Genomic DNA, 25037 nt, shown 5'->3' on the forward strand with positions numbered 1-25037 from the left:
TCTCATGACTCTGGAAACATCCTTGCAGGCACCCCCATCCGATCATGCAGTCACCATTCACGAGCACGCTGAGGACGCCTATCTTCAGTACGCAGTGTCGACGGTCAAGAATCGAGCCCTACCCGACGTCGAAGACGGCAACAAGCCCGTTCACCGCCGGGTCCTCTACGCCATGCATGCGCTGGGCCTGGATGCTCGATCCAAGAAGGTGAAATCGGCTCGAATCATTGGTGAGGTGCTCGGGAAATTCCATCCGCACGGCGACCAGGCTGCCTACGACGCCATGGTGCGCCTGGCACAGCCCTTCTCGCTCCGCTACCCGTTGATCGACGGCCAGGGCAACTTCGGTTCCCTCGACGGCGACACTGCCGCAGCCATGCGTTACACCGAGGCCCGCCTGGCGCCCATCGCCGACCTACTGCTCAACGAGCTCGGCCAAGGCACGGTCGACTTCACCGACAACTACGACGGCAGCCAGCAAGAACCCCTCCTACTGCCAGCTCGCCTACCCTTCATGCTGCTGAACGGCGGCTTTGGCATCGCGGTGAGCATGGCCAGCGACTGCCCGCCGCACAACCTGCGTGAAGTCGCGGACGCAGCCGCTTTGGTTGTAGCGAATCCCGCGGCCAGCCTTGACGATGTGCTGAAGCACATCCTCGGACCGGACTTTCCCGGTGGCGGCCAACTGATCTCGACTCCCGAAGAGATTCGAGAGGCCTACGCCACTGGCCGGACTCCTTTGCGCTGCCGCGCTCGCTGGACTCGTGAAGATCTGGCGCGCAGCCAGTGGCAGATGGTCATCAACGAGTTGCCGTACCAAGTCTCGACGCGAATGATCCTCGAAGAGATCGAGGAGTTGACGAATCCGAAGATCAAGGCGGGCAAGAAGACGCTGACGCAGCAGCAGCTCAACCTGAAGCAGATCGCGCTCGAGTTCCTGGACAAGGTCACCGACGAGTCCGACAAGGACAATGCGATCCGCCTGGTCTTCATTCCGCGCACCAGCAAAGTCGACTTTGACCAGATGATGGCCTTCTTGCTGGCCAACACCAGCCTCGAGGTCTCGGTTTCGTTCAACATGAACATGATCGGCCTCGACGGCCGGCCCCAGACAAAGGGCCTGTTGCCAGTGCTGACCGAATGGGCTCAGTTCCGGGTGGATACGGTTCGCCGTCGTACTCAGTTTGAGCTGGACGGTGCGCTGCGACGGATTCACATCCTGGAAGGCCGGATGGTCGTCTACCTGAATCTGGACGCCGTCATCAAGATCGTTCGTTTCAGCGATGACCCGAAGCTCGAACTGATGAAGACCTTCTCGCTGAGCGAGATCCAGGCCAACGACATCCTGGACATGCGCCTGCGCCAGCTCAACAACCTGGAAGGCATCAAGATCGAGCGTGAGCTCGACGAGCTGCGTACCCTTGCGGCTCGCCTGCAGACCCTGCTGGCCAACGATACGGAGCTGCGCGGCCTGGTTGTCTCCGAGATCCGTGCAGACGCCTCCCGCTTTGGCGACGACCGTCGGACGGTGATCCAGGTGGCCGAGCGTGTCACCGCATCGAGCGCTAGCGTGCGCAACGTGCCCGATGAAGAGATCACCCTTGTCATCTCCAAGAACCTCTGGGTCAAGGCTTACAAGGGGCATGGCCTCGACCAGGCCGCCTTCGCATTCAAGACTGGCGATGGGCTCCAGTTTGCGGTGGAGACTCGGACTGTGGGTTCCGTGTATCTGCTCGACTCTAAGGGCCGCGCCTATCAGATGGATCCGTCGCAGGCACCGACCGGTCGCGGCGATGGCTTGCCACTGACGACATTCATCGAGCAGCAGGCCGGGGCCAAGATCGCAGCAGCCCTGACTGGGCCCGAGGAGAAGAAGTACCTCTTCGGCGGTGACATGGGCTACGGCTTCGTCTCACCCCTGAAGAGCCTGGCCTCGAAGCAGCGAGCAGGCAAAGCCTTCCTGACCCTGCAGGATGGCGAGAACCCCATCCCTCCAGTCGCCCTGCCCGAGAAGACTGACACCGGCAGCTGGCCTGGCTACATCGCTTGCGGGTCTACCGATGGTCGCATGTTGGCCTTCGTGCCGGATGAGGTCAAGGAGTTGCCTGGCGGCAAGGGCGTGATGCTAATGATCCTCGAGGATGACCAACGCCTGTCGGTGGTGCGCCATTGCGATGGGGCCCCCTTTGTGGGCAAGGTCAAGCTGGCAGGGAAAGAGTTGGACATCAAGCTGGCCGGACATGACTGGGAGAAACACGTCGGCCACCGCGCTCGCAAGGGCGCCCAAACTCCGAAGAAGGGAGTCCTGCTGTGACCCAGCAGCGCGGCAAGCCGCGGCTTCGGGTCCATGACGACTCGCAGCCGACCATCACACCCTCAGCTGACGGGGGGCTCTCTCATGGGCTTCCTCGACGAGCCGGGCACCAAGTTTGTGACTCCTCGAATCGGCTATGAGATCGTCACTTCGCGGCGGCAGCTGGCGCATGACAACTGGAGCATCGACGTTACCCGCGGCCAGACCTTCCCTACTAGCGAAGGAGCGCGCATTACAGGAGGGCGCTACCTGATGCGGGACAGGCGCGTTGGCGGACGGATCATCGGGGCCATCAACTTCACCTGCATTGAGAACGCCGGCGGCCGAGAGAAGATGATCCTGTCCAACATCGCCGTGGACCCCAGCTTTCGGAGGCAGGGTGTTGCCAGCCGATTGCTCGATGAGGTAGTTACGGACCACCCGCGCGCATGTCTGGACTCTTCAATGACCTCGGATGGCGCGGCATTCTTTGGGTACGCCCCCGGGGTCGCCAACAAAGCGCCCAAGCGACTGAGGCCGTAAAAGGCATTGCTCTCCGAGACTAAACGCCGCCCGGCACTGTAGTCGGGGCATTGCAGGTCCACCAGCGACATGCGCCGCCGGCACAATCGACGACATCGGCATCGACCTGGGTTTGATGGATCTGGCCGTTGACAGCAACGGTCGCAAGGAAGAGGCTCGACGGCCCTGCCGCTACCTGGAGCCCGTTCTGGCTGCTGCTCAGCTCGCCGACAAGGAGGATCGCGTGAAGTCGGTTCACCAACTTTTCATGAGGCTGCTCAAAGGGATGCCCTCGATCTTGGCGAACGAGCCCTCATCCTCAATCCCGTCCCCCTTCGACCGACAGGACGGAGCCGGCAAATTCGAGCCGATCAGGCCGCGGACTTGCCACCATGTCCACCACAATTGACCGAGTCTCAGTTCGCCGCCGTTGCGCGAGCGTGCCTCGGCCAGTCGGGCTGTTGCAAAAGGCCGTTTGCCTTCACGCTCGGCCGCCGCGATGAACCATTCAATTTCGCTCGGAGTGGCTACGCGGAATTGCTCCGTTTCCAGCAGATCGAGGCTCGCCCACATCGGAGCATCTCGGCGAACCTGAAGATACCGATAACCCGCCAGGGCGATGGATGCGGCGACCAAACCAGCGAACAGTGGACTGTTCAATAGAACGGCCATTAGGGAATCGAAGTTGCCTATCATGCAGTCAAATAGTCTTCACGCGCCCGAGTGGCACAACAAGCCAAATCGTGCCTAGCAAAACTTCGCCGGAAGCACTGAGCAGCGCCCAAATATACGCAAAAATTCGGAGCGCGCCGGTCGGGGATTCCGGCGTGGCAATGGCCAGCAAGAGAGCCACCGCCGACAGCGCAGTGGCCATAGCTATTCCTTTAGCGTGACGCCTTAGGACTTTAACTTCATCCGTCGAAGTCATGCATTGGCTGACGTGACAGAAGATCGATGCCCCGATACCGGCCAAAATTGCACTGCAGACAATGTTGGCCCAGAAGCCCATACCCAACTGCATCATTACAACTTTCCAGTTGTCCCGCAGGCCGCCAAAAATCGCGATGCCTGCCCAAATGGAGCCGCTGACCTTGGCAACTGTCAGCGCGCAACTCGACCAACCGCACCAGGGATTGGCTGATTCAGTGATATTCATGGACATCGTGACTTCCCAGTCTTTTATTGCAGATGCTTGTGACATATCACCACATCACAAAAGCGTCAAGTTGGTCCCGTGGTGACTGGGATTGCTCCCCCTGGTTCAACAGAATTCACGCCGTACCACGTTCAAGCTAGTCGATGACCTGACGGGCTATAGCGTCCCACTGGTCAGGTTTGGCGGCACCGAGCGCGAAGGCGATCCGCATCCCAACGGTCGGCCGCCCTCGCTTCATCAACAGCGCAGCGGCGCCAGCGCACATGGCCTCGTGACCTGAAGGAATGTAGTTGTCTTCATCGTCCCATTCGCCGCCGCGCGACGAGTGGACCGTCTTGTGGCACTGGAATGTGGAATAGTCATCTTTCAGGAGCGTTTCGATGATCCCGTCCACACGGCCAGGGGCTAGCTCGACGGCCCCATCAACCAGGAACGGGCAGTTCTTGCACGGCTTCTTCAGCCGAAATTGATGCTTAAAGGGATCGAGCTCCATCCTACCTAGTGAGTCAGTGGCTCATCAGGAGCCGGTTGATTTGGGTGTCGTAGCAGCGCAGCTTGTCGGCATCGACACGCAAACGAGCTAACGCCGCATCGACATTGCCAGTCTCAATATCTCGGCGGGCCATCGCGGCAGCTGAGTAAATCTGCAAGTCGTCGCGCTCCAGTTCTGATTTCAGAATATCTAAATCATCTGCGGTCATTTTGTGAGCGCCGCGAGCAGGTTCGCCTTAGCCGTTGCCATGGTTTCGACATCCTTCTCGTCGGCGTCGTCACCACCAGCCTCCGCCCAGGCCACAGCCCGACAGGCAGCAGCAAAGGCGGAGATCAGTTCTTGAGCAGCGACTTCTTCCATTATCAGGTTCTCCTTGGAGCTGGTGACTCGGAGATAGCACCTCGCCGACAAGAGTGCAACGGCTCATCAAGTGCGCTGAAGGTGCGCGAACATCGCGAGAGATCAGGCCCGGCGAGCTTCCTGATTCTTTGAGCAAATCTGCCGCGCATCCCCCGACTACAGCGGGTTGGCACGAAGTGCCTGGAGGCAAAGCCGACCCGCTTAGTCGCGGGTCAGGCGGCTGGCACCTCGCGCCATGCGAGGTGCCTTGTACCTTTGGTTTCCATGTGATATCTGATACTCGTGTCCTCCAAGATCATCCGCACCGAAGCACACGCGCTGGCGACCTCTCCTGAGGTTCGTGCCGATGTGGAGCGCACTATCGCCGCCTACCGGCGCGCCGTGCGAGCGCTGAGCGGCGTCATCCTGACTCACTGGCCGGCCCTGGCCAATGCAAAGTCAAAGTGCCAGGCGGTCGAGTCGCTCTTCCATGCAACGGCCAAGCGGCCGTCTGTTCGCTATGCGGTCCTGGACCGCATGCTCGGCAAAATGCCCAGTTATCTTCGCCGCGCGGCCATTGAGCACGCCTACGGCGCGGTGGCCTCGTTTCTTTCGAACTACTCCAACTGGCTCGATGGTGAGATCGGAGGCAAGGCCCGCGCCGTCGGCTCTCGGCCTCCACGCCTAGGCTTCAGCAACGTCTTCCCGTCGCTGTACGGTGGGAACATGATCCTGGTGGGCCCAGCCTTGCGCACAGTGCAGGTGAAGCTGCTGCGCTCCAACGGCGCCTGGTCGTTCAGCGAGCCGCTGACCCTGAAGGGGCGCTTCAAGCGGCTGCTGCCGGCCACGAACAAGATGGATCTTTGCCCGACGCTGATGCAGCGCGGCGCCAAGGTCTGGCTCTCTTGCCCGGTCGAGGTTCGACCGCCCAAGTACATCACCAACAAGACCTTCGCCACTGACGCACCCGAGTCCTCTCGGGTGTGCTCTGTGGACGTGGGCATCAACACTGCGGCAACCGCCGCCATCGTCGACTCATCCGGCACGGTGATAGCCCGCAAGTTCCTCACTTGCGGCAGGCACAACGACCGGCGCGACGCTCTGGCAGCGACCATTGCACAGAAGCAGAGCCTCTCCGGCTCGATTCAGCGGGGTGAGCGCCACTGCGTGGCGCTACACCGGCGCATCGCAGGCTACAGCCTCGATGCGGCACGGACCCTGGCGTCAGAGCTCGCGGCCTTCGCCGCGGCGCACGGCGCCAAGGCCTTCGTCATCGAGGATCTGAAGGGCTGGCGCCCCAAGGGCCCGAGCAAGGCACAGCGCAAGCGCTTCCACCGCTTCCAGCATCGTGCGCTGGTCCAGGCCCTGTCTCACAAGGCTCAGGAGGCGGGCATGCGCGTGCTCGAGGTCTTCGCTCGTGGCACGAGCCGATGGGCCTATGACGGCTCGGGCAAGGTGCGCCGCTCGAAAGAGAATGCGCAGCTGGCGACGTTCGCCAGCGGCAAGCGCTACAACGCGGACCTCAACGGCGCGTTGAACATCGCGGCCCGCGGGCTCGCGATGCTGCTGGGCATCAATCCCAGCAACGAACACAAGGCAGACGCCGGCAAAAGCTTCGGCCCTGTCGAGAGAATGCCTCTGGTGCTCGCGCATATTTGGGAGTGGGCCAAAACCCAGCCTCAAATTCCTCGCGGAACCTCTAACCGTCTGGCTTCGCCAGCGGGTGTCTTGGCATGAGCTTGACTCATGCTCAGATGCCCCGACTACAGCGCCGCTCGGCGTTTAGTCGCGGGAGTATTCACAAAGTCAGGGCGGAGGTGACATTGCTCGCCTCCCGAGTCGTGCGGTGAGCTTCGATCAGCTGCTCGAACTCTGGAAAAGGCATCGGCATGCCGAAGAAGTAGCCTTGACCGAACTCTGCGCCCAGATCGCGCAACAGTCGGGCCTGCTCAGCATTCTCTATCCCCTCAGCGACGACTTGCGCCTCTACGCGGCGAGCAATCTGGATGATCTCCGGAATCAATGACGATGGCACAGAGGCACCGTCCATGTCGCGAACGAATGATCGGTCTACTTTCAGATAGCTCGGGGCTAGGTTCTTCACAGACGCCAGATTGGAGTATCCGGTCCCGAAGTCATCCAACGACACCTGGTAGCCATCGAACTCGAGCTCACGTACACGATCCGCAATTTCGTGGTTGACCTGCTCTTCGATCACCTCAGCAGCTACCCGGACTCCACGCTTCAAAATCGATCCACAACTAGGAGCCAGCGGATGATCTACAAGTCTTCCAAGTGAAGCAGGAAATCGCTCAGTCGTGTCATTGTCGTCACGCCCAACCCTGGGTGAACGTGGCAGAAGGTAGCGCAATCCGGCGTGATTGCCTGAATGTAGATCCGCCCTTTCCGAGGGAACTTGAACCCCTCAACAGACAGCGCCAAACCTCGCCAATTCGGCTTCCAGTCGACTTTCGCTGTTGGGTACTTGGATAACAGATCGGTCTTGAACTGTTCGGCAAGGCGCGCAGCAGTAGACGCGGCGTCGGTTAACTCTGCGCGAATGCGAGCAGGCACTTTGCCATTGACGGTCATGAATCCTCGTTCCTTGTTCAATTGGCCAATGCCAAAGATTGGATGAAGTTTTCGCTTCTCTCGTGGTCGAGATCGGAAGACTTCCGCACGACCATTCAAGCTCGACGCGCTTCCTGATTCTTGGAGAATGTCAGCGCCGCCGTCACATTGCTCGCCTCCCGAGTCGCGCGGTGGGCTTCGATCAGCTGCTCGAACTCTGGAAAAGGCATCGGCCTGCCGAAGAAGTAGCCCTGACCGAACTCTGCGCCCAGCTCGCGCAACAGTCTGGCCTGCTCATCGTTCTCTATCCCCTCAGCTACGACTTGCGCCTCTACGCGGCGAGCAATCTGGATAATCTCCGGAATCAAGGAGGACGGGACCGAGTCTCCATCCATGTCGGAAACAAATGATCGGTCGACTTTCAGATAGCTTGGTGCCAGGTTCCTAACAGACACCAGATTGGAGTATCCGGTCCCGAAGTCATCCAGCGACACCTGGTAGCCATCGAACTCGAGTTCGCGAACACGATCCGCGATCTCGTGGTTGACCTGCTCCTCGATCACCTCAACCGCAACTCGGACTCCACGCTTCAATAGCATAGAGAAGTGCCGAGAAAGGAGATGCCTAGCCAGGCCGGATTTGAGGGTCCCAGGGAAAAAGTTGATGGCAACTTTGAAGCCGGGTGGGAGCTCAATTTTCCGGAGATCAGCACCAGCTCGCTCGAGCACTGCCGAGTCGAACTTGTGTGTCAATTCCGCATCCAAGACCGTCGGGATGACCGCGGACGGCACCAAGACCTGGGTTCCATCGCGCAAGCGCATGAGCAACTCACATCCGACGACCTCACCGGAATCCAACCGCACAATGGGCTGAAGTAGGCAGATCACATTCTCTGGCTCCAGCAGCCGCTCGATTCGGGACCCGAATGTGAAACGGCGCCTGGCCAGCGTATTGGCGCCAACGAAGCTGAGTCCTCCTGTGAGGATGGACATCAGCAATGCCGCGCTTAGGGCCAACGAGTTTCGCCCCAACACCTCATGCACCGACACCACCGACTGTGCGATGAAGTCAGTCCCTTGAATCCGGGTAGATACGACGTATGCAAACGGCCCCCAGCCCCAACGCCATCCCTTGAATCCGTCCCCTGTTATCGACTGAGGGATCAGATCCTCCATCCAGGGCTTGCTCGAGTCATTCTGGAGGATGTGAATACTTCCGCCACCTGGGCGCAGCATGCGCAACGATGTGAGGCCAGATGTGGTTAGCTTCTTCATCATCGACGGGCTAGTTACCGCCGTGTAGTGCCTGGTCGAAGTGATCGTGGACACGAGTTGGTTGCTTCCGTCCACAATCAAGGTCTTGTTGAACGAGAGCCCAATGATGTCGCCGTCGCGGACAACGATCACATCCTCTGGTTCAGGATGGAAGGGGCGCGGCAACGCGCCATCAGTTGTCGTGCATATTACGGCGTCACCCTCGCCGCGAACGCCTAACTCGGCAACGATGTCCGTACTCAAAGTTAGCCGCCGCAGAGACTTCAAGGTGTCCTCATTGCAACCAGGCTGGATATCAGCTTCGGCCTTCCGGAGCACTCGAATTGTTTCAGCAGCCATTCGCTGAACGGTGGCTGCGGCATCCTCATGGATAGGGTTCAGGCGTCGCTCTTCAATTTTGGCCACTCCTACGCATCCCATTGCCAGGACCGAGCCGAATGCCAATACGCCAACGCCAACGGCAATGACCGTTGGCGTTGAGATGTGAAAACCCGCCCGAGACTTCGTCATGATCGTTGATCTGAACCTTTAGTGCCGCGGCGTGAAGGCCCCGGCGTCCGCCATGGTTGCGAGACGCTGCATGACTTCCGGTCCGAATTTGTCGAGGAGCTGCTTGCCGCAGTCCTGGACATTCAAGATCGGCTTCATATTGCAGCCGACGAGGATCTCGACGACAGCCGCATCCTGTGGGTACGCAACAGCGTGAGCCTCAAGCGAGGCGACCAACGCGCGCCGCTCCTTGGCTTGCATAGCAACCCATCCGCCAGCGACGATTGCACCGGCAAGGAGTCCGATCTTGATGACCGTCCCGAAGGGTGGCAGTTGCATACTTGAACGGCTACGCCGCCTCCAATTGAAGTGGCTCGGCGCAATCGCTTTGGGCCGACAGGATGCAGCTCTTTTGGATGAGGCGGCGGTGATTGAGCATCAGCACCATGCCGAGCTCAGTAGCTGCAATGCATTGCAGGCTCAGCGTATCAACCAGCTTCACCATTTCAGGGACCGAACGCTGTTGCTCGGGGCCGACGTCGACAACATCGGAAACTGCGTCCACGAGGATGCCCACATTTCGCCCGTCGACCAGGAAGACGATGATGACGCTGGCACTGGTGACTGGTGACGTTCCCATGCCGAAATGGGCGCGAAGATCCAGCACCGGGACCTTCACATCGCGCAGATGAATAACACCCAACAAGGCGGCCGGTACGGATACAAGTTTCGTCGGCGCTTCATAGTGCCGGATCTCTTGAACCGAATTCAACGCGACGCCATTTGACTCGCTCCCAAGGACAAACGTCAGCAGCTGATCGAAGTTGTCGGTCACGCCAGCACCTCGGCCTCGGATTCATGCTCGGCGGCAGAGCCTTCGGCTTCGAAAGGCGACGCGGTCGCCGCAGACGGGGTCTCGGGCCCGGACTTCTGCGAGACTGCTGCGACTTCGCCGCCGGCGCCAATCTGGAATTCGCCGCCCAGAACTTCGACCAAGGCCTTGATAAATTTGGACAGTTCGCCGGTGGCAATAGCCACGTCCGCGTCGAAGCCGCTGTCGGCCTTGTTCGTCGACTCGAAGGCGACGTCAAGGAACTTGACCTTCTTGATGCTCAAGTCCTCGCACAGCACGCACGACACACGTTCCATGAACGTGATCGCGAGCTTTGTTGGGGTCTTGCCGCGGAGTTTGATGTGCTCGACGACTTCCTGGATGTCCAAGGTATGCCGCGAATAGCGGACCACGGACTTCTCACCGTCGCCACTCTTGAGCTCGCACTCACGGTCGACCGTGAAGTCTTGGGGTGGCTCCTGCGTCGCCAGCCAGTCGGACATTGCCGTCGACGGAGAAGTTTGAGTGTTCAACGGTCGAATCGACGGGGCATCACCGATCTCGGTGAATGCATCGATCATCATCGAGATGATCCGGTCCGCTTTCTTGACAGCCCCCGCGGCGACCACAAGAGTCTTGGCGGCCGGGTCAATCCAAATCAGGGTCGCGCCCTTCGATGTGAAGCAATGCGGCAGCATTTCGAGCTCGATCTGCTCTTTCAGCTCCTTCTTCATGGCTGCACCGACGCGCTGAAGGCCGCGCTCTTCCTTGAGCTTTTCAATGCGTTCGGCCAATTTATCCTTCACAGCCGAGGCCGGAAGCTTGCGGACTTCAGTCATCAGCTTCAGGATCAGATGACCCCCAATCGACTCGATCAAGGGGCCGTGCTTTTCGCCACGCGGCTCAATCCAGCCCACTGCCTCTCGCTGGGTTGGCCCAGTCGGCGCGAAGCGAGCGAGACCAAGGGCCTCCTCAATGGCGCTGACCGCAGGCACGGTCCAGTCATCAGGGAAGCGAAACAGGGTGAATTGCTTGAACATGGAGATCCTCAACCAGAAGCGCGGCGCGGATGTCGCGCCGATTCAACAGCGCGCATGATATCACATTCGCTGCTACTCAACAAGTCCGGATGGATCTATAGCATGAACAACAGGGGGTGATTCTTGTATGGCCGCGGTCGGTCTGGCGCTTACAAATTCCTGCCGGCCAAAATGGAGCCATTGGCAGCACCAGCGGCTGCGAATGGATTCATCGCGCCACCGTGAGAGATCGCGCTGGCATCGGGAAAGCGACCGGTTTGACGACTTGGCCAACCGAGTCGACCATAGCGCCGGCAACGAGGACAGAGAGAAGGAAGAAGCTGAGAAGAATGAGTTCCATACGAGTTCTTGTTTGCAAAATATTGTAGGGTATCTACTACACTGTACACCATTGACATTCGCAACCGATGTATGCCCCTGGCACGCGAGGAGGCGGCACATTGCGTTTTGCTTAGCATATCTTGTACACTGATGCCATGAACATCCAGCACAGCCATGGACACAAGCTGCTCATTGCAGATGGGACTGGCATCGTGCGCCGCGTAAATGAGGCTGTTCACGGGGATATCGAAGATGATCGCATTGCAGGTGTTATTCGAAGCACCTGGCAGTCGCTATTGCGCGGCATCCGAGAGCATGAGCCCACGCACTTTCTTGCTGCCTTCGACCACCCTGGGAAGAATTGGCGCCACGATCTATTTGCTGAATACAAGCTGGATCGGTCGCCAATGCCTGAGTCGCTGTCTGGGGCAATGCCGTCCTTCATGGAGCACCTGAACAATTCAGGCCTACGAGCTATGAGTGTTCCAGGTGTAGAGGCTGACGACACCATATCAACCCTGGCCACCAAAGCCGCGGCCCGCGGGTTCGAAGTCATTGTCTTGACGTCCGATAAGGACATGTTGGGGCTGCTGGACTTTGGTGTTCAGGTCTACGACCATTTCGGGTCCAAGTGGCGCGATCACGCCTGGGTTCTTGAGCACTTCGGAGTCTCTCCATCCCAGATGACGGATCTCCTGGCTTTGATGGGTGACGAAACGGATGGGATTCCCGGGGTTGCTGGAGTAGGCGTCAAGAAAGCGGCGAAGCTGCTCTCTCAGTACGGCACTTTAGACGCGATCCTTGAAAACGCTCACCTTGTGGCCGGCAAGCTTGGGGAATCTATCCGTGCGAGCGCTGACGTTGCTCGGCTTTCTCGGGCCTTAGCAACTATGAAGTTTGATCTCCTACTGGGGATTGCGCCGCGAGATCTGGAGTTACCGGCCGCGCTGCTCGCGGATCTCTATGCAGCTCCAGAACCCAGGCTAATTCGAACCTCTCCGTCAGTCGAGGCGATCCACCAGGCATCTGAGCATGCTCAGCATCAATCGGCGCACCCACACGATGCGCGTCAGATCAGGCGTCTGCGCCCATAGCTGGCCAGCCGCGCCCGTTGTGAACATGTATCCGCGCACCTCCCGGAGGAGCTTCTGAGCTTGCAAGCCCATCTGCTCCCAATGTGCTGAGTTCGGCATCGAAGACGCATCGATTGCATGTCGGAGGTGTATGTGATATCATCCGTCAGCCAATGCGGCCCATCGATATTCCCTACCAGCCTTTCTGGATGCCGACATCAAGGCGTCGTTGCGTAGTCCAGCTGGATGTCTTTGAACTTCATCATCGTTGGAGCGCCTTATGGCCGCAGCTTCGCAAACTAAGCAAACGACACAGCCTCCTCACGGAGTGACTCGGCACGCCAACGACAAGGGCGTCGAGGTTGCACTGGGTATTGGCAAGGGCAACAAGCGGCTCAATACGCACGCGCACGATCTGCAAGAACAAATCGAAGTCGTCCGCGACGACTTCCTGGAGATGCGCTCGCTGTACATCGGTCGAGAACGTCACGACATCATGCGCAATGGTCTGCTTGGGGAGGTTGTCTCTCGCACGCCAATCTTCATTTACGACCTGCCGGAATTGAAGGCCAAGGTCTCGACCGCATTTGTTGACATGTCGGGGAAGATGTATATCGCCGACACTTTTGCACGCAAGTTGATCTCCGAACACTCGGCCGGCCTGGATTCCTTGAACGTCCTTATCCGCCACGAGGCTGACCACCTGAGGCGCATGCACTTGGCACGGATGCTCGATCTCCGCCCGGACATTGCAAATGCTGCGCAGGACATTCGGATCAACATCGACATCGTCAAGGGCGAGGCAGCTGACCGATTTGCAGATCGCCATGGCCGCTCGGCTTCCGACTCCGAACTGCTTGAAGCAGTGAAGGCCTACCTTCTAGAGTTGGCCCCGACTGCTGTTGGTACTGGTTGGGCCATGAATTTCGAGGACTACCAAAAGTACGGAAACAAGTCTGAGGAAGCCATTGCTGCGATCCTCATGACAGAGTGGAAGGACCCGCCGGCAATCCCCAACCGCGAGGTGTCGTTCAACGACATCATGGAAGGCGCTGCCCAAGAGGCCGACCACGTCAAGGTGCAGCTGCAGAACGGCGTCAAGCTACCTCCGACGGCCCCGCCTTACGCAATGACACCGGCTGCGCTCTCCGGCCTGGCCAATGATCTTCGCCGGGTCGGCAAGGCAAAGGCCAACCCCAAGCAGGTCTCGAACCAGGAGCTCCAAGATTGCCTGGATCGGCTGAACAAGCTCAAGGAGCACCAAGGTCTTCTGGAGCTCGACACCCAACACATTCGTGGTGCAATGGCCGTCGCCGGCAAGGGTGCCACCTTTACCAGCGGCAAGACCGGCGATGCCTACCTGGATGCTCTGAAACCTTCGGAACGCGTGGATATGGCCGTCCAGGTGCTGGACAAGATCCTCAACCCGCAGAACTCGGCGAACAACATGCCGAGCCAACCGCAGAGTGGTGTCATGACCATCAAGGATCTTGAGCGCGCGATGGGCCGCGGCCAAGGTTCTGGCCCCATGGGCCCACCCCAGCAAGGCCAGCCGCAGCCAGGCGAGCCCGGCTCGCCTGATGGCGACCAGAGTCGCGGAGACCCGGACACGATCCCGGCGCCCAACGTTCTCCATGGACAGGATCACGTCATGGACACCCAGGACCTCGTCGATCTCCTGAAGGGCGCCGGCGTGAGCTCCGAAACCCTCGACAAGCTAGGCTATGCTGACCTCGATCAGATGAACGAGGAGATCGAGGCGGCCAAGAATGGCGTCGTTTCGGCCATCAACAAGGCCTCAGAAGATCAGATGCGCGTTGGCGACCGGTATCCCGGCGGTCACTTGCTCAACTACGCCAAGGCCCAGATGCTGGACTTCTTCAAGCCAGTACTGACCTGGCAGATGGTCCGAAAGAAAATCCTCGAGCAGCTCGGCAAGGGACAGCGCCATGATCCTACTGAGCCCTGGGTCATCTACAGCGTGGATGCCGCGGATATGGGCTTCAAGAACCAACGCGACGTGCCATTCATGGGCTCGCTGGTTCCCGGCAAGCTGCAGCGGCCACTGGCCATCGACATCTATGACACGTCAGGCTCCGTCGATGATGCGATGCTCAAGCGCTTCTTCACCGAGGGCATCAACATGTCCCGGAAGATTTCCCGCGGGACTGCCCCGGATGTCATTCACGTGGCGGCCGACACAATCGCCCGCGGCGAACCGATCTACATCACAGAGAAGAACTACAAGCAGGTCCTCAAGACGGGCGTGAACTACGGCGGCCGCGGCGGCACGAACTTCCAGGCCTCTCTCGAGAGTGCCTTTCACCTCGTGAAGCCTGGTGGCAAAAAGACACCCTACTCCGGCCGGACTGTGGACGCAATCTTCTACTACACCGACACCGGCGATTCGGTGCCCGACTTCAAGCGTCTACTGAAGGTGGCTCAAGAGTGCGGCATGAAGAAGCTGCCGACCACTGTGTTCATCGCTCCGAAGACCTGCTACAACGACTCGTTCCGCAAGGGCATCGAGGGCTTTGCCTCCATCGTCTACTTCGAGTCCGGGCCCAAGGCGACCAACAAGACGCACATCGACGTCGACAAACTGGCGCGCGAGCAGGAGGCCAAGCAAGCCGGACTCACGCCAGCAACGCATTCTCGAGCGAACCGCCCCTAAGCGGGGAGCATGCCGGCCGAATCCGGCCTTCTCCACACGATCCCCAGCGGAGCAATCCATGGGGATCGATAATTTGGGGAACCGGAGATTTCAATGACGCCCCCAAATAGCCCTCCGACGGGCGCCCCAGACCCGCTCGACTCGATCCTCTCGCTGCTGCGCTCCGGAGCTATTTCCAGCGCGATCCCGAAGCTCATCGCTTTGTCCCGAACCAGCCCTGAGCGCGCCGAGGTGCAACTCAATCTCGGCCTGGCGCTGAATGCCACCATGCAGTTCCCCGAGGCCATCATCCATCTCAAGCGGGCCGCCGAACTGGATCCGTCGTGCTACCCGGCCTGGACCGCCTTGGGCGTCTCCTACGGTCAACTACGCAACTTCGAATCTGCCAGGGATGCGCTTGAGCGCGCAGTCGCGATTTCCCCTGGTGATGGACCGTCCCACCAGAACCTCAGTGCAGTCCTTGGGATGCTTGGCGACCGCAAACGCGCTCTACATGAAGCCAGGCTTGCCACCCGGTTGTCCAGCCCAGGTCCGAAAACCCTTTATCTTCTGGCGGATGCGGCTCTTCGCTGGGCGGAATCGCCTGAATTCAACGGTACTGACAAGGAAAAATCCGAGCTCATGGATGAGGCTGTCCAGCTCTTTGAGGCCTACCTCGAGCAGTTTCCTGACACCGAAATGAGCGAGGCCGCCGGCCGGTCGATCAGCAGGGTTGCTCATCTCCGACTTCGACAGCGCTCCCTAGGTGGGTTCAGGCCTGACGTGATGGAGTACCTCATCTTCGCTCTCAAGCTCTTCAAAGAGATTGGAGATGTCGCCAGAAACCGCCTGGTGCTAGATATCAGCAAGATCACAGTGGACGGAGTCGACATCAATGACCCGACCCTCAAGCATCCTCTGCCTTCTCTAAAGGGAGAGTTCACAGGCCTCCAACTCGTGTCCTTCCTGTACGCCGGATTGCAGCAAATTGACCCGAAGGTCGATTCGGGCGCGGACTTCAGCCGCGAGTACGCTGCAGCCCTCGCATTCGTGGAAAGCTCGACCTGATCGACACCCGCAGTCGCGGGTTGACTGTTGCTTTTATACAGCGTATGTGATAGTCTATACGCATCGCTGCGTTGTGGCGTGACCAGCTTGGCGCTTGCCTGGCTACCGATATTTCATACCAACGAGCACAGGCTCTCGGTGGGTCATGCCATCCAAAAAACGAATCGCCGTCGCACTGCTTATGACTCCGGTCACGATCCCTCTCCGCGTCGCAAGACATGCTGTGGAGTGGATTCACTTTGGCCCTTCGGCCTGGGCGGTGCGCACGGGGCGAATGATCGACGCACGCCTGGAGAAGTTCTTTGATGGTCTCTAAGTCGCCCTTCGTCGTTGACCTCCTGTCCGGGATCAACAGCAATGAGCAGGAGACTTCTAGGTCCCTTGCGGCGCTGGCTGTTGATACGGTGAGGCGACATCCCTCCCTCTACGCACTGGTCAAAAGTGAGCGGGGCACCGGCTATGTGATGACGCGCAGCCAGGTCGTTCAATTTCTGTTTGCAGCGGACATTGAACGTTGGGGTCGTGCTGTATGGCTGACTGTGGATCCAGTGACGAAAGAACTGTCTGGTGACATCCCTCTGAATCACGGCGTTAAGCAGCGCAATTCATTGATCGAGACGATTGCCAAGACTTCCATTCTGACACTGCAGATCAACCATAGCGTTGCTCATCAGCGCCTCAATGGCGAGGATCACTACGGGTTCCGAATCAGTGAATTGGCCGACCTGCTGGACGCTGCTCACGCTGCGGCCCGTGGTTCAGCAGATTGGATCGATCCAGCCCCGCGGCCCGCTGCGTCTGATCCTCAACCCCCATTCACGACTGCTGACTCGGCTGCGCGCCGTCGTCGGCATCGCCCCTAAGGAGAGCAAAGTGGAGGCAACTTCATTGATCGAACTGAGCGCCACGACTCGGTGCCTACTGAGCGGTGAGAAGGCGACCATCGATGACATCATCGCTGCGCACTTTGCCAACCAGGATGAGCGAACCTTGCGGCGAGCGCATACATTCATCGACGATGTGCTTCGCAGTTCTATTGAGGCTGTCGCCCCAATTGCCTTTCGGTTGTACGAGCTGGCAGGAAGGATGGCGTATGGTCGCGAGGACGGAGGTCATTCCCTCGGCTTCAGTAGTCCCGGCCTCATGGCCGAAGCCATCAGTCAACTTTCTTTGGTTCCTGGAGCTGATGCTCTGTGCGGCCGCATCGAGCGTCTTTCGGATCGAATGATGGACCGCGTCACCGGCGACTCAGACGCTGGTCTGGTCCTGGAGGCAGCCCTGGCCGTGTCCCGCGTCGAATACGCCGGGCGCGTCCGCACTGGTCCAGCCATCAGCTCGCTGGGTATTGCCGGCATGGCTGTCCACCACTTTGGGAATCCCATTCCCAAAGCGGCATATTCGGCGGCAAAGGATGCGATGCAGATCCTGGACGAGAAGCTCACTGTTCCCGTGGCATCCCCAGCGCAGACATCTACCGACCGCACGCGCCAGATGCGTCGCCGTCCCTAACCCAGGCACCAGCATGAACATCAGAAAACCTATCGAGTTGAACCAAGTTCAGGCAAAGCTCATCACATCCATGCGCCGCGCCCTCGTTGAGCGCCGCGAAGTGCTCGATATCGATGGCCAACCGTTCCGCTTCTGCCGCCGTGGCGAAGAGTTCGAGGACGGAGACACCGTATTTCTGGCAAGAGAGTCTGGCGTCTTCATCAAGTTCAGCGCGGAGTGCGATGGGAAGCCGGCCCCTGGCCGGTGGGTCTATTGCGGAAGCACTGATGACCTCGAGGAACTGATGTTTAGGCACTTTCTCAAAGACAAGTCCGACAGCGAGATCGAGGCATTGTCGATCTCGATCAGCGCCACCTCGGTTCTTCGGGAAATGAGCCGAACGCGCTCCAGCCGTGCAGAGCCTTCCACCCGGCACTCCTCCCCACGTTGAGCCTGCCCACCATGAGCGATCACAAAGCACCCGTCACACTCAAGGGCCCGGCCAACAGGCTCTGGTGCGCGATGGTCGGGAATACCGAAACCCCTGGCACGATGCTCGCCTTCTTCCACCAGGAAGGCCGCCCTACGGCGGGCGCCTGCAAGGCATCCTTTATAGCGCTTGCGGAACCGGACAAGCTTAAGGTGCACGGCCTGTTCGATGTGACGCAGGTCTTGCTCCACGGGCCCGAGTCCAACATCACTGCCATGGTGCGCGGATTGCTCGAAGTCCAGTCCCACCGCGCTGAGCTTGCCAGCCTGCAAAACCAAGCTGCAGCCACACCTGTCACTGCGACAGTTGATTCGCCCCCGGCGCGCACCCGCGTTCGCCCCTGATCGCAGCAAACAAGGAGAGTGTCATGAAGGTATCTCAAGTCGACAACTACCGCTCTATCGCGCTTCGTCAGTCGATGTCCGAGTTGCATGCGAATCCTCGCAAGCTTCCGGAGGGCTTCTACTCGGCCACCGTCGAACCTGAGTTCGGCATGCTGGTCGAGCCGGTCAATGCCGATCCCTACATCTTTTTGGCGCAGTCGACGGCAATCGTTTTTGAGAGCGTCCGCCATAGCGGTACCGACTTTCTGCGCCAGCGCATGTTGGCCGGCGTCCATTTGAACAGCCTGGTCGAAGAGCACCGACGCCAGCTGGCTGCTACCAAGCTGGCCGAGCTCGTCCAGGCCCCAGCAACTGCCCAGAAGCGCGTCGCGCATCCTTGATGGCCCAGATCATGTCAGCCATGCCCTTCCCCTCCGTGGCTTTGCTGGTCGACCCCGCGTTGCGCTCCTTCACCAGATTTTAGCGCGGGACGCCCCTGGCTTTAGCCATGGGGAGGTAGAGCGCCGAGCCTGCCGCCAGGGCAGGCGAGTCGGTCCCTTGTAGTCGTGCTGCACATGTGATATCCACTATTCGTGTTCATTGAACCTGATTCCAGAACCCTAGGCGAAGCAGTCTCTGCTTCGCTGGCTGCCGCACGCGCGCCCAAGGCGCCAGTGCGGGTGCGGGTTCTCCGGTTTCGTTTGAAGGATCGCTGCGCGCCCTGGCTGAATGCCGCAGCGCGTGAGGTCAACCTGGTCTGGAACTACTGCAACGAGTTGAGCCAGAAGGTGTTCGAGCGCGAGCGACGCTTCATGACTGGCTTTGACCTGCAGGCGTACCTGAATGGCGCCAGCAAAGCGGGCTTGAGCATCGGCTCGCCGGTCTTCCAGCAAGTCGCTGAGGAGTATGCGACGCGCCGACGTCAGCACAAGAAGGTGCGCCTGGCCTGGCGCAAGTCCGGCGGCGCCAGGCGCTCGCTGGGGTGGGTGCCCTTCAAGGCCCGCGCGGTCGACTATCGTGCCGGCCAGATTCGCTTCAATGGCCAGAGCTTTGGGCTCTGGGACAGCCACGGCCTGGCGGGATGCCTGGCCGCCGGCGCGAAGCTTCGCGGCGGGAATTTCAGCGAGGACTCGCGCGGTCGCTGGTTCTTGAACGTGGCCATCGAGATCCCTGATCTGTGCGGCCCGCGGCCGCGCGTGGACCCTGAGATCGGGATCGACCTTGGACTGAAGGAGCTGCTGGCAACGTCTGATGGACTCAAAGTCCAGGCCCAGCGGTTCTACCGCGACCTGGAGCCGGCGCTTGCCGTCGCGCAGCGCTCCGGCAAGAAGGATCGCGCGAAGGCGATCCACGCCAAGATCGGCAATCGCAGGAAGGACTTCCTGCATAAGCTTTCCACGGACCTGGTTCGACAGAACCGGTCCATCTTCGTTGGCAACGTGAATGCGGCCGCCCTGGCCAAGACGAGCATGGCCAAGTCCGTGCTCGATGCCGGGTGGTCGAAGTTCAGAACCATGCTGCAGTACAAGTGCGATGACGCAGGCGTGTGGTTCCAGGAAGTCAACGAATCGTTCTCCACGGTGACGTGCAGCGCCTGCGGCGCTCGCTCCGGCCCGACGGGCCAGGCCGGGCTCGCTGTGCGCAGTTGGACCTGCAAATGTGGCGCGACGCATGACAGAGATGTCAATGCGGCGCGCAACATCTTGTTGGCCGGCCTGGTCGCGCCGTGAGAAAGAACAACCCGCCCCGGGCCTGCGCGCTGAAGCCATTCGGCGCGTGGCAGCTCGGGTGTCGAATAAGGTCGGGCTTAGCCCGACCGGGGTCGGACATGGCCCTCTTGCAGAAGGAATCCCCCGGCTTTAGCCGTGGGGTGGATGTCAAGGAGATCCCTTCGATCAAGCAGGCCATCGAACGCATGGACGCCGCAGCGCGGCCACACCTGGTGGCCGGCCGTACCGCGGCCGAGCTGACATTGCGGGATATCTTCGACCCAGCCGATCCCTCGATGGGCGCCATGAAACTCATCAACCTGCTGCCTGAGACCTTCGGCGGTCTCGCAGCTCGAACCGCGCAAGGCAAGACCGTCACCGGCCCCGAGTTCAGCGCTATGTTCGTGTTCGCCCTGAGGGATCACGACTCCGGGTCACAGGGCAAGAATGACAGCGCCGAAGTCTTCTTCATGGCCAACCTCGAAGTGCTCATGGCCGCGGCCGCATTGCCCGCAACGCCAGATCCCAAGCCTCGACGCCCGCGTCCATGAAGTTCCACGTCGGCTTCGACCTCAGTTACCTGATCGGTCTCAGTGACAGGGGCCTGATGGAGGCCGTCTCGAGTCCGGGGAACTCAGTGGTTGAAGTCCGAGCCGAGCTTGTATGCCGGCGCGCTGCTGGGAGGACTCATCTCACGTTCTCTGAGTGCGACAACCAGAGTAAGACCGGCGTCTGCCTTGGGCACTTCGAAGTCGAGGACTTGAATCTGGACCCCACCAATGAGCGATAAGGCAACGCACGTCGAGTCCCTTCCTGTTTGGATTCCGACGCATCAGTTGGTCCACATTGGAACCATGGACCCCAAGGACAAAGGTGTCCGCGGCGACTCCTATGAAGGGCACGGTTTGTCATGCAGCGAGTGCCCGGCAGCGTGGGAGGTGATCGCAAAGCTCGGTGGACAGCCCTGGTGGGACATCCACCCGCAACCCAGAGAGCAGCTCCGATTCCTTGATCTCCACCGGCTCAATGCGAAGAGTAAGGAAGTCATGCGTGATTGGGCTGTGGCCCATGGCCTGGCCGTTCCGGCGGTTGGTCACAAAGTCAGCTGGTTCGACGAAGACCATAAGGACATGGTCTCCACCGTTTTCCCCGACTCCGCCCAGGCCGAAGAAGAGTTTGAGTTCATCTCTGATGAGTTCGACGAGTTCGGCACGCCCGGCATGCCGAAGCCGACTATCGAGGCTGTCACTGGCTTCGCAATGACGCCTGAAGCCCTGACGAGGCTCCGGCGGAAGCAGTCTGACATCAGCGAGTCCGATGTGCTCTGCGCTCTCCTGTACGTCGAGTCCGAGACCGACTTGCTCGGCGCCTACTGGGGCGACCGGCTGGATCCGTATGGTCTGTCGGCGCCGCGGGCAGTCATCTTCCCAGAGCGTCTTTTTGGACTCCGGATCATGGAGCATGGCGCATTCGATGCAGAGAGCATCATTGCCGCCGCCAGCAGCCTGGACCCTGCGCGCACCCGGGCCGCGATTGCTCGAGATCCGCACTCGCCTGAGTTGCGCGAGATCCGGAATGAATTTGGCGGCACCGTTCTGTTCCACCTGGTGAACACTGCAATGATCGTCGGCAAGTCCGGGTTCGATGCTGATGGCACCCAGGTGCGCACGATCATCGAGTGCGCTCAAGCCCTCCTGGCTGCTGGCGCTACCTGCGAAGCCACATCCATCGCGCATTCCGCGGCTCAGGTCTTCCTCGATGAGCAGTGGTTCGACTACCCGGCGGCCCATGAGCTCGAGGAGATGATGGTCGAGCTCATCAAGGCCAAGCAGATCGACCCCAATGCCGTCCTCGGGAAGACCGCAACACCAGTCAGTGAAATGCGCCTGCTGTCCGGCGCCCTGTCCATGGGGAACTTGCCGGCCTTCAGAAGCCTCCTCGCCGCCGGAGCCGACCCATTGTTGGCGCTTGAGGGCACCGGCTTCTCCGACCCCATTGCCTACGCCAACTCCATTGGGAAGCCTGGAAGCAGCGCTGCAGCTGGCCTTCTGACCGAGCGCGCAATGTCCGCCGTCCTTTCTCAGCCCACCATGCATGTCGCCGCCGCCCGGCCGCGCCATCGCCCACGGACTTCCCTTTAAGCGCATGACACCTACCGACACCGCAAAGTCCCAGGCATACATCGGAATGGACCCGTCCGAGCGTGCGACTGCCGTCGGCAAGGCAGTCTGGGGCTATGAGAACGAGCAGCTCTCGATGCAAGACCTCCAGGACATCCTGGTGGGCAAGCATGGTCATCAGACCGCCCTGGACTTCATCGAAACGCTCTCGACAGGGGTTGCACTACCTGGCTCGGGGAAGGTAGTCTCCTTCGCTGGCCTCTGTGCCTACTACCAAAATATTGAGTACCTGGCGGCAATTACCTCACTTGCGCCACACCTGACCCTTGCCCCACACCGCGCTGAGGAGGTGACGCCGCTCTCACACTCGCAGTGGATTGACAGGCTCTGCACCAGGCGCGACAACGACGGGGACCTCAAGATCCATTCGCTGTTCCTCCACGCCGCAACCCGCACAAGCGCCACGGCTGAGAAAATGCTCTCCATCGCCCTTCAGCATCAGCCTGCTCATCCCGACATCGAAGTGGTGCTGGCCAATGGCGGTACGGGTGGCGCCATCCTGGCTCAAGTCCTAATGCAGCGACAGCTTGGCACTCAGCTTGACGACTCAACGCTCCCTGATGCGTCGACCCGCCTGCCGCGCAGGAATAGGCAGATGTAGCGGCTCGCAATACCCGAGTCGCTGAAGGCAAGCTGGCACAAAGGGGGCGAAAGCTCAGCAAGTTCGAATGAATCCACACAATCCCGAAATCGCAGTTGACCAGGAGCGCCTTGATGCCGAGGCAGCCGCCTTGGCACTTCGACTTCGCCTGAATGGGGTCCAGCCGGGCTCGAGTGGCGCGCTGAAGGCCAGCCAAGAGATCCAGGCCCTCTCCGATCCTGAGCTGCGGCTGGAGCTGCACCAGCTCCGCACCAAGGACCGCGCGCTCACCGCGGCTGCAGCTGAGCACCCCGCCCGGCAGGTGGCCCTGAAGGAGCTCGCGAGGCGATACGGCCAGGCCTTCGGTGAGTTGCCAAAGGCTGCGGATTTCGAGGCCGTGCTGGAGGAGCGATTCGACCTGAAGGTGGGAGCAGATGGTCTTCTCGAAGCCGGGCGGATCGATGCCAGGCTGTCCTGGGTCGGGGAAATGCCATTCGCCCTCTTCCACCACACCAGCTCCGCGCTCCTGGCGTCCATGCGCCAAGAAGGACTGCGGATCGGCCAACCGACGAACTTCTTCAACACCCAGGCCGGCGTCTACGTGTCGACCATCGCCAGCGGTTCACCCGTCGCCGTCTACAGCGCCCGAGCGGCGCGCGTTCACGGCGGCGAGCCGATCACTTTGAGGGTACGGCGCCGGATCAGCGATCTGACCCCCGATCCTGACGATGCCGATCTTGCGTGGGCGCAAGGCCGCCAGTTCATCACGCCCTCAGTGCCAGCCAATGTCATCGTCTGGGACGACGCTGTTCCAGCGGCAGCACCAGTCCCGACTACAGCCCGGCCTCTACGTCCTCGCGGGCCTGGGCGTTGAGATCCTCGACGGCTCGCCTGGAGAGCAAGATTCTCAGATCGGTGCTGCCCAAGATCATGTAGTCGTGGCCAATCTCATTGCACCCGGCCTTCTCGAGCAACTCGATTGCCTTCTTCGAGAGTTGCGTCGCCATCGTCAGCCTCGCTCGGCTTCTGAGGGCAGCTTGTGGGCAGCCTGGCTGATTTTTGCTGACATGGCTCTTTCCTAGACTATCGGTGCGGCAACATTCGGAGGCTCGCTCCCACCAATAACACTGAGGCCCCCATCAGTGCGGGGAACGAGGCCGCCAGCCCTCCCGGTAGCGCCACAGTCGCCCGCCAGCCAGGTTCGGGAGTTGCACCGAGCATGGCTGCTATGGCCATCAGCATTCCAGCGACTGCCAGGAAAACGCCGATTAGCCTCCTCGGTGACTGCTCTGAAGATTTGGAATTCATGTTTTATCTCTTTCCGTGGTCAGTGAGCTTGCGAAATCACCGCGCCGTTCGGTCGGTAGAGATAGGTCCGGTTGTCCTTTGAGACAACCTTCCATTGCTCGGTGATGAGCTTGCGATCCTCGACGTAGTGAACGGTGACCACCGGCTTGTCGATGAAGGTGCAGCCATCTCTTGCGCGCCCTTGATCCATGAAGTCGCGGGGGCACTTGTCATCGCCGAAGACAGCAACGACTTTCCCGCCAGTCCGGCCATCGATGTTCAGCTTGATGCCAGGTCCAAGGACAGGCACAGGCGCCTTGGCTCCGGAGACTTCGATCATCTTCGCGGCAAGGCCAGCGAGCCCATCAGCCTGTGCAGCCATACCAACGCACAGCAGGGTCAGGCCAGCAATCATCGTCTTCTTCATCTTCATGGTTCCCTTCTCTTTCCGAAGTCAGCCGTTCGCTGGCGCAGCGGCGGCCAGGTATGCGGAGGAAAAGTTGTCGGCCGCGTCATCCCAGGTGTCCGGGTCGCTCTCATTGCAGCTGTTCCAGCCAAGCCACCACTCCTCATGGCGCCAGTCGCTTTCCTGGTAAGGATTCTGGGAATAGTGAATGCGCTTGCCGTACGCTTCGACGCCGAGGTCGTACGGCAAGGGCTCTGGGTTGGCGGGAGGGAGCGCCATAACTCTTTCCTCGGTTAGGCGCCAATCAACTGCACCAGCGCCATGTCGTTATCCGCAGCGTTCCAACTTGTGTGCTGGAACTCACTTCGAAGTTCGTCATACCCAAACTGGTCGCGGATGTAGATTCCGGCGTGCCGCTCGTGATCGAAGGTGTTCTGTGAATCGAACATA

The 25037-nt window shown here is 60.1% G+C and carries 29 protein-coding genes; 16 read left to right on the forward strand and 13 right to left on the reverse strand.

Annotation, left to right across the window (positions count from 1 at the left end):
* Positions 1–4 precede the first annotated feature (4 nt).
* Both parC and WG898_RS19365 read left to right on the forward strand, forming a co-directional pair.
* Positions 5–2314: a DNA topoisomerase IV subunit A gene (parC, locus tag WG898_RS19360; protein WP_339604423.1), complete on the forward strand. Its 2310-nt coding sequence runs from the start codon at positions 5–7 to the stop codon at positions 2312–2314.
* Between the two features lie 84 nt (positions 2315–2398).
* Positions 2399–2836, forward strand: a complete 438-nt coding sequence (locus tag WG898_RS19365; RefSeq protein WP_339604424.1) for a GNAT family N-acetyltransferase — start codon at positions 2399–2401, stop codon at positions 2834–2836.
* A 234-nt stretch (positions 2837–3070) separates the two neighbouring features.
* On the opposite strand, the gene WG898_RS19370 is transcribed toward WG898_RS19365, so the two are convergent.
* The 5 genes from WG898_RS19370 to WG898_RS19390 all read right to left on the reverse strand — a co-directional run bounded on the left by WG898_RS19370 (position 3071) and on the right by WG898_RS19390 (position 4824).
* Positions 3071–3511 (reverse strand): hypothetical protein, encoded by a 441-nt coding sequence (locus tag WG898_RS19370; RefSeq protein ID WP_339604425.1) that lies wholly within the window; start codon positions 3509–3511, stop codon positions 3071–3073.
* Positions 3512–3515: 4 nt separating this feature from the next.
* Entirely contained in the window at positions 3516–3971 is a 456-nt protein-coding gene (locus WG898_RS19375; RefSeq protein ID WP_339604426.1) for a hypothetical protein, read from the reverse strand.
* Between the two features lie 136 nt (positions 3972–4107).
* Complete coding sequence (locus WG898_RS19380; protein WP_339604427.1) at positions 4108–4464, reverse strand: hypothetical protein; 357 nt, start codon at positions 4462–4464, stop codon at positions 4108–4110.
* Between the two features lie 13 nt (positions 4465–4477).
* Entirely contained in the window at positions 4478–4672 is a 195-nt protein-coding gene (locus tag WG898_RS19385; RefSeq protein WP_339604428.1) for a hypothetical protein, read from the reverse strand.
* Positions 4669–4824, reverse strand: a complete 156-nt coding sequence (locus WG898_RS19390; protein ID WP_339604429.1) for a hypothetical protein — start codon at positions 4822–4824, stop codon at positions 4669–4671. The genes WG898_RS19385 and WG898_RS19390 overlap by 4 nt, the downstream gene beginning before the upstream one ends.
* Positions 4825–5106: 282 nt before the next feature.
* Between WG898_RS19390 and WG898_RS19395 the strand changes: the two genes are divergently transcribed.
* Complete coding sequence (locus WG898_RS19395; RefSeq protein ID WP_339604430.1) at positions 5107–6540, forward strand: IS200/IS605 family accessory protein TnpB-related protein; 1434 nt, start codon at positions 5107–5109, stop codon at positions 6538–6540.
* Between the two features lie 61 nt (positions 6541–6601).
* Here WG898_RS19395 and WG898_RS19400 read toward each other — a convergent pair whose 3' ends face one another.
* From WG898_RS19400 to WG898_RS19425, 6 genes are all read right to left on the reverse strand, one after another.
* Positions 6602–7021: an EAL domain-containing protein gene (locus tag WG898_RS19400; RefSeq protein ID WP_339604431.1), complete on the reverse strand. Its 420-nt coding sequence runs from the start codon at positions 7019–7021 to the stop codon at positions 6602–6604.
* Positions 7022–7083: 62 nt separating this feature from the next.
* A complete protein-coding gene (locus WG898_RS19405) occupies positions 7084–7395 on the reverse strand; it encodes a hypothetical protein (protein WP_339604432.1) in 312 nt (103 codons plus the stop codon).
* 95 nt (positions 7396–7490) lie between these two features.
* Positions 7491–9158 (reverse strand): EAL domain-containing protein, encoded by a 1668-nt coding sequence (locus WG898_RS19410; protein WP_339604433.1) that lies wholly within the window; start codon positions 9156–9158, stop codon positions 7491–7493.
* Between the two features lie 18 nt (positions 9159–9176).
* A complete protein-coding gene (locus WG898_RS19415) occupies positions 9177–9476 on the reverse strand; it encodes a hypothetical protein (RefSeq protein ID WP_339604434.1) in 300 nt (99 codons plus the stop codon).
* Positions 9477–9486: 10 nt separating this feature from the next.
* Positions 9487–9972, reverse strand: a complete 486-nt coding sequence (locus WG898_RS19420) for a chemotaxis protein CheW (protein WP_339604435.1) — start codon at positions 9970–9972, stop codon at positions 9487–9489.
* Entirely contained in the window at positions 9969–11009 is a 1041-nt protein-coding gene (locus tag WG898_RS19425; protein ID WP_339604436.1) for a recombination-associated protein RdgC, read from the reverse strand. The genes WG898_RS19420 and WG898_RS19425 overlap by 4 nt, the downstream gene beginning before the upstream one ends.
* Before the next feature lie 476 nt (positions 11010–11485).
* Here WG898_RS19425 and WG898_RS19430 point away from each other — a divergent pair, with 476 nt between their 5' ends.
* From WG898_RS19430 to WG898_RS19490, 13 genes are all read left to right on the forward strand, one after another.
* Complete coding sequence (locus WG898_RS19430) at positions 11486–12424, forward strand: 5'-3' exonuclease (protein WP_339604437.1); 939 nt, start codon at positions 11486–11488, stop codon at positions 12422–12424.
* 259 nt (positions 12425–12683) lie between these two features.
* Positions 12684–15077 carry a vWA domain-containing protein gene (locus WG898_RS19435; RefSeq protein WP_339604438.1) on the forward strand — a complete coding sequence of 798 codons (2394 nt, stop codon included), beginning with the start codon at positions 12684–12686 and terminating at the stop codon, positions 15075–15077.
* A 93-nt stretch (positions 15078–15170) separates the two neighbouring features.
* Entirely contained in the window at positions 15171–16124 is a 954-nt protein-coding gene (locus WG898_RS19440) for a tetratricopeptide repeat protein (protein ID WP_339604439.1), read from the forward strand.
* 302 nt (positions 16125–16426) lie between these two features.
* A complete protein-coding gene (locus tag WG898_RS19445) occupies positions 16427–16987 on the forward strand; it encodes a hypothetical protein (protein ID WP_339604440.1) in 561 nt (186 codons plus the stop codon).
* 25 nt (positions 16988–17012) lie between these two features.
* Positions 17013–17633, forward strand: a complete 621-nt coding sequence (locus tag WG898_RS19450) for a hypothetical protein (RefSeq protein WP_339604441.1) — start codon at positions 17013–17015, stop codon at positions 17631–17633.
* A 13-nt stretch (positions 17634–17646) separates the two neighbouring features.
* Positions 17647–18063, forward strand: coding sequence for a hypothetical protein (locus WG898_RS19455; protein WP_339604442.1), 417 nt, complete (start codon positions 17647–17649; stop codon positions 18061–18063).
* Between the two features lie 11 nt (positions 18064–18074).
* A complete protein-coding gene (locus WG898_RS19460) occupies positions 18075–18446 on the forward strand; it encodes a hypothetical protein (protein WP_339604443.1) in 372 nt (123 codons plus the stop codon).
* 23 nt (positions 18447–18469) lie between these two features.
* Positions 18470–18826: a hypothetical protein gene (locus tag WG898_RS19465; RefSeq protein WP_339604444.1), complete on the forward strand. Its 357-nt coding sequence runs from the start codon at positions 18470–18472 to the stop codon at positions 18824–18826.
* Positions 18827–19018: 192 nt separating this feature from the next.
* Positions 19019–20155: an RNA-guided endonuclease InsQ/TnpB family protein gene (locus WG898_RS19470; RefSeq protein ID WP_339604445.1), complete on the forward strand. Its 1137-nt coding sequence runs from the start codon at positions 19019–19021 to the stop codon at positions 20153–20155.
* Between the two features lie 98 nt (positions 20156–20253).
* Positions 20254–20685, forward strand: coding sequence for a hypothetical protein (locus WG898_RS19475; protein WP_339604446.1), 432 nt, complete (start codon positions 20254–20256; stop codon positions 20683–20685).
* A 303-nt stretch (positions 20686–20988) separates the two neighbouring features.
* Complete coding sequence (locus WG898_RS19480; protein WP_339604447.1) at positions 20989–22275, forward strand: ankyrin repeat domain-containing protein; 1287 nt, start codon at positions 20989–20991, stop codon at positions 22273–22275.
* Positions 22276–22279: 4 nt separating this feature from the next.
* Positions 22280–22915 (forward strand): hypothetical protein, encoded by a 636-nt coding sequence (locus WG898_RS19485; RefSeq protein ID WP_339604448.1) that lies wholly within the window; start codon positions 22280–22282, stop codon positions 22913–22915.
* A gap of 67 nt (positions 22916–22982) precedes the next feature.
* Complete coding sequence (locus WG898_RS19490) at positions 22983–23768, forward strand: hypothetical protein (protein ID WP_339604449.1); 786 nt, start codon at positions 22983–22985, stop codon at positions 23766–23768.
* A gap of 453 nt (positions 23769–24221) precedes the next feature.
* Here WG898_RS19490 and WG898_RS19495 read toward each other — a convergent pair whose 3' ends face one another.
* Together WG898_RS19495 and WG898_RS19500 are read right to left on the reverse strand one after the other, a co-directional pair.
* On the reverse strand, positions 24222–24614 hold the full coding sequence (locus WG898_RS19495) for a hypothetical protein (protein WP_339604450.1): 393 nt from the start codon (positions 24612–24614) through the stop codon (positions 24222–24224).
* Between the two features lie 21 nt (positions 24615–24635).
* A complete protein-coding gene (locus WG898_RS19500; protein ID WP_339604451.1) occupies positions 24636–24836 on the reverse strand; it encodes a hypothetical protein in 201 nt (66 codons plus the stop codon).
* Between the last annotated feature and the right edge of the window lie 201 nt (positions 24837–25037).

Origin of the sequence: Paucibacter soli, assembly GCF_037482845.1 — a bacterium.
Taxonomy (GTDB): domain Bacteria; phylum Pseudomonadota; class Gammaproteobacteria; order Burkholderiales; family Burkholderiaceae_C; genus Paucibacter_B; species Paucibacter_B soli.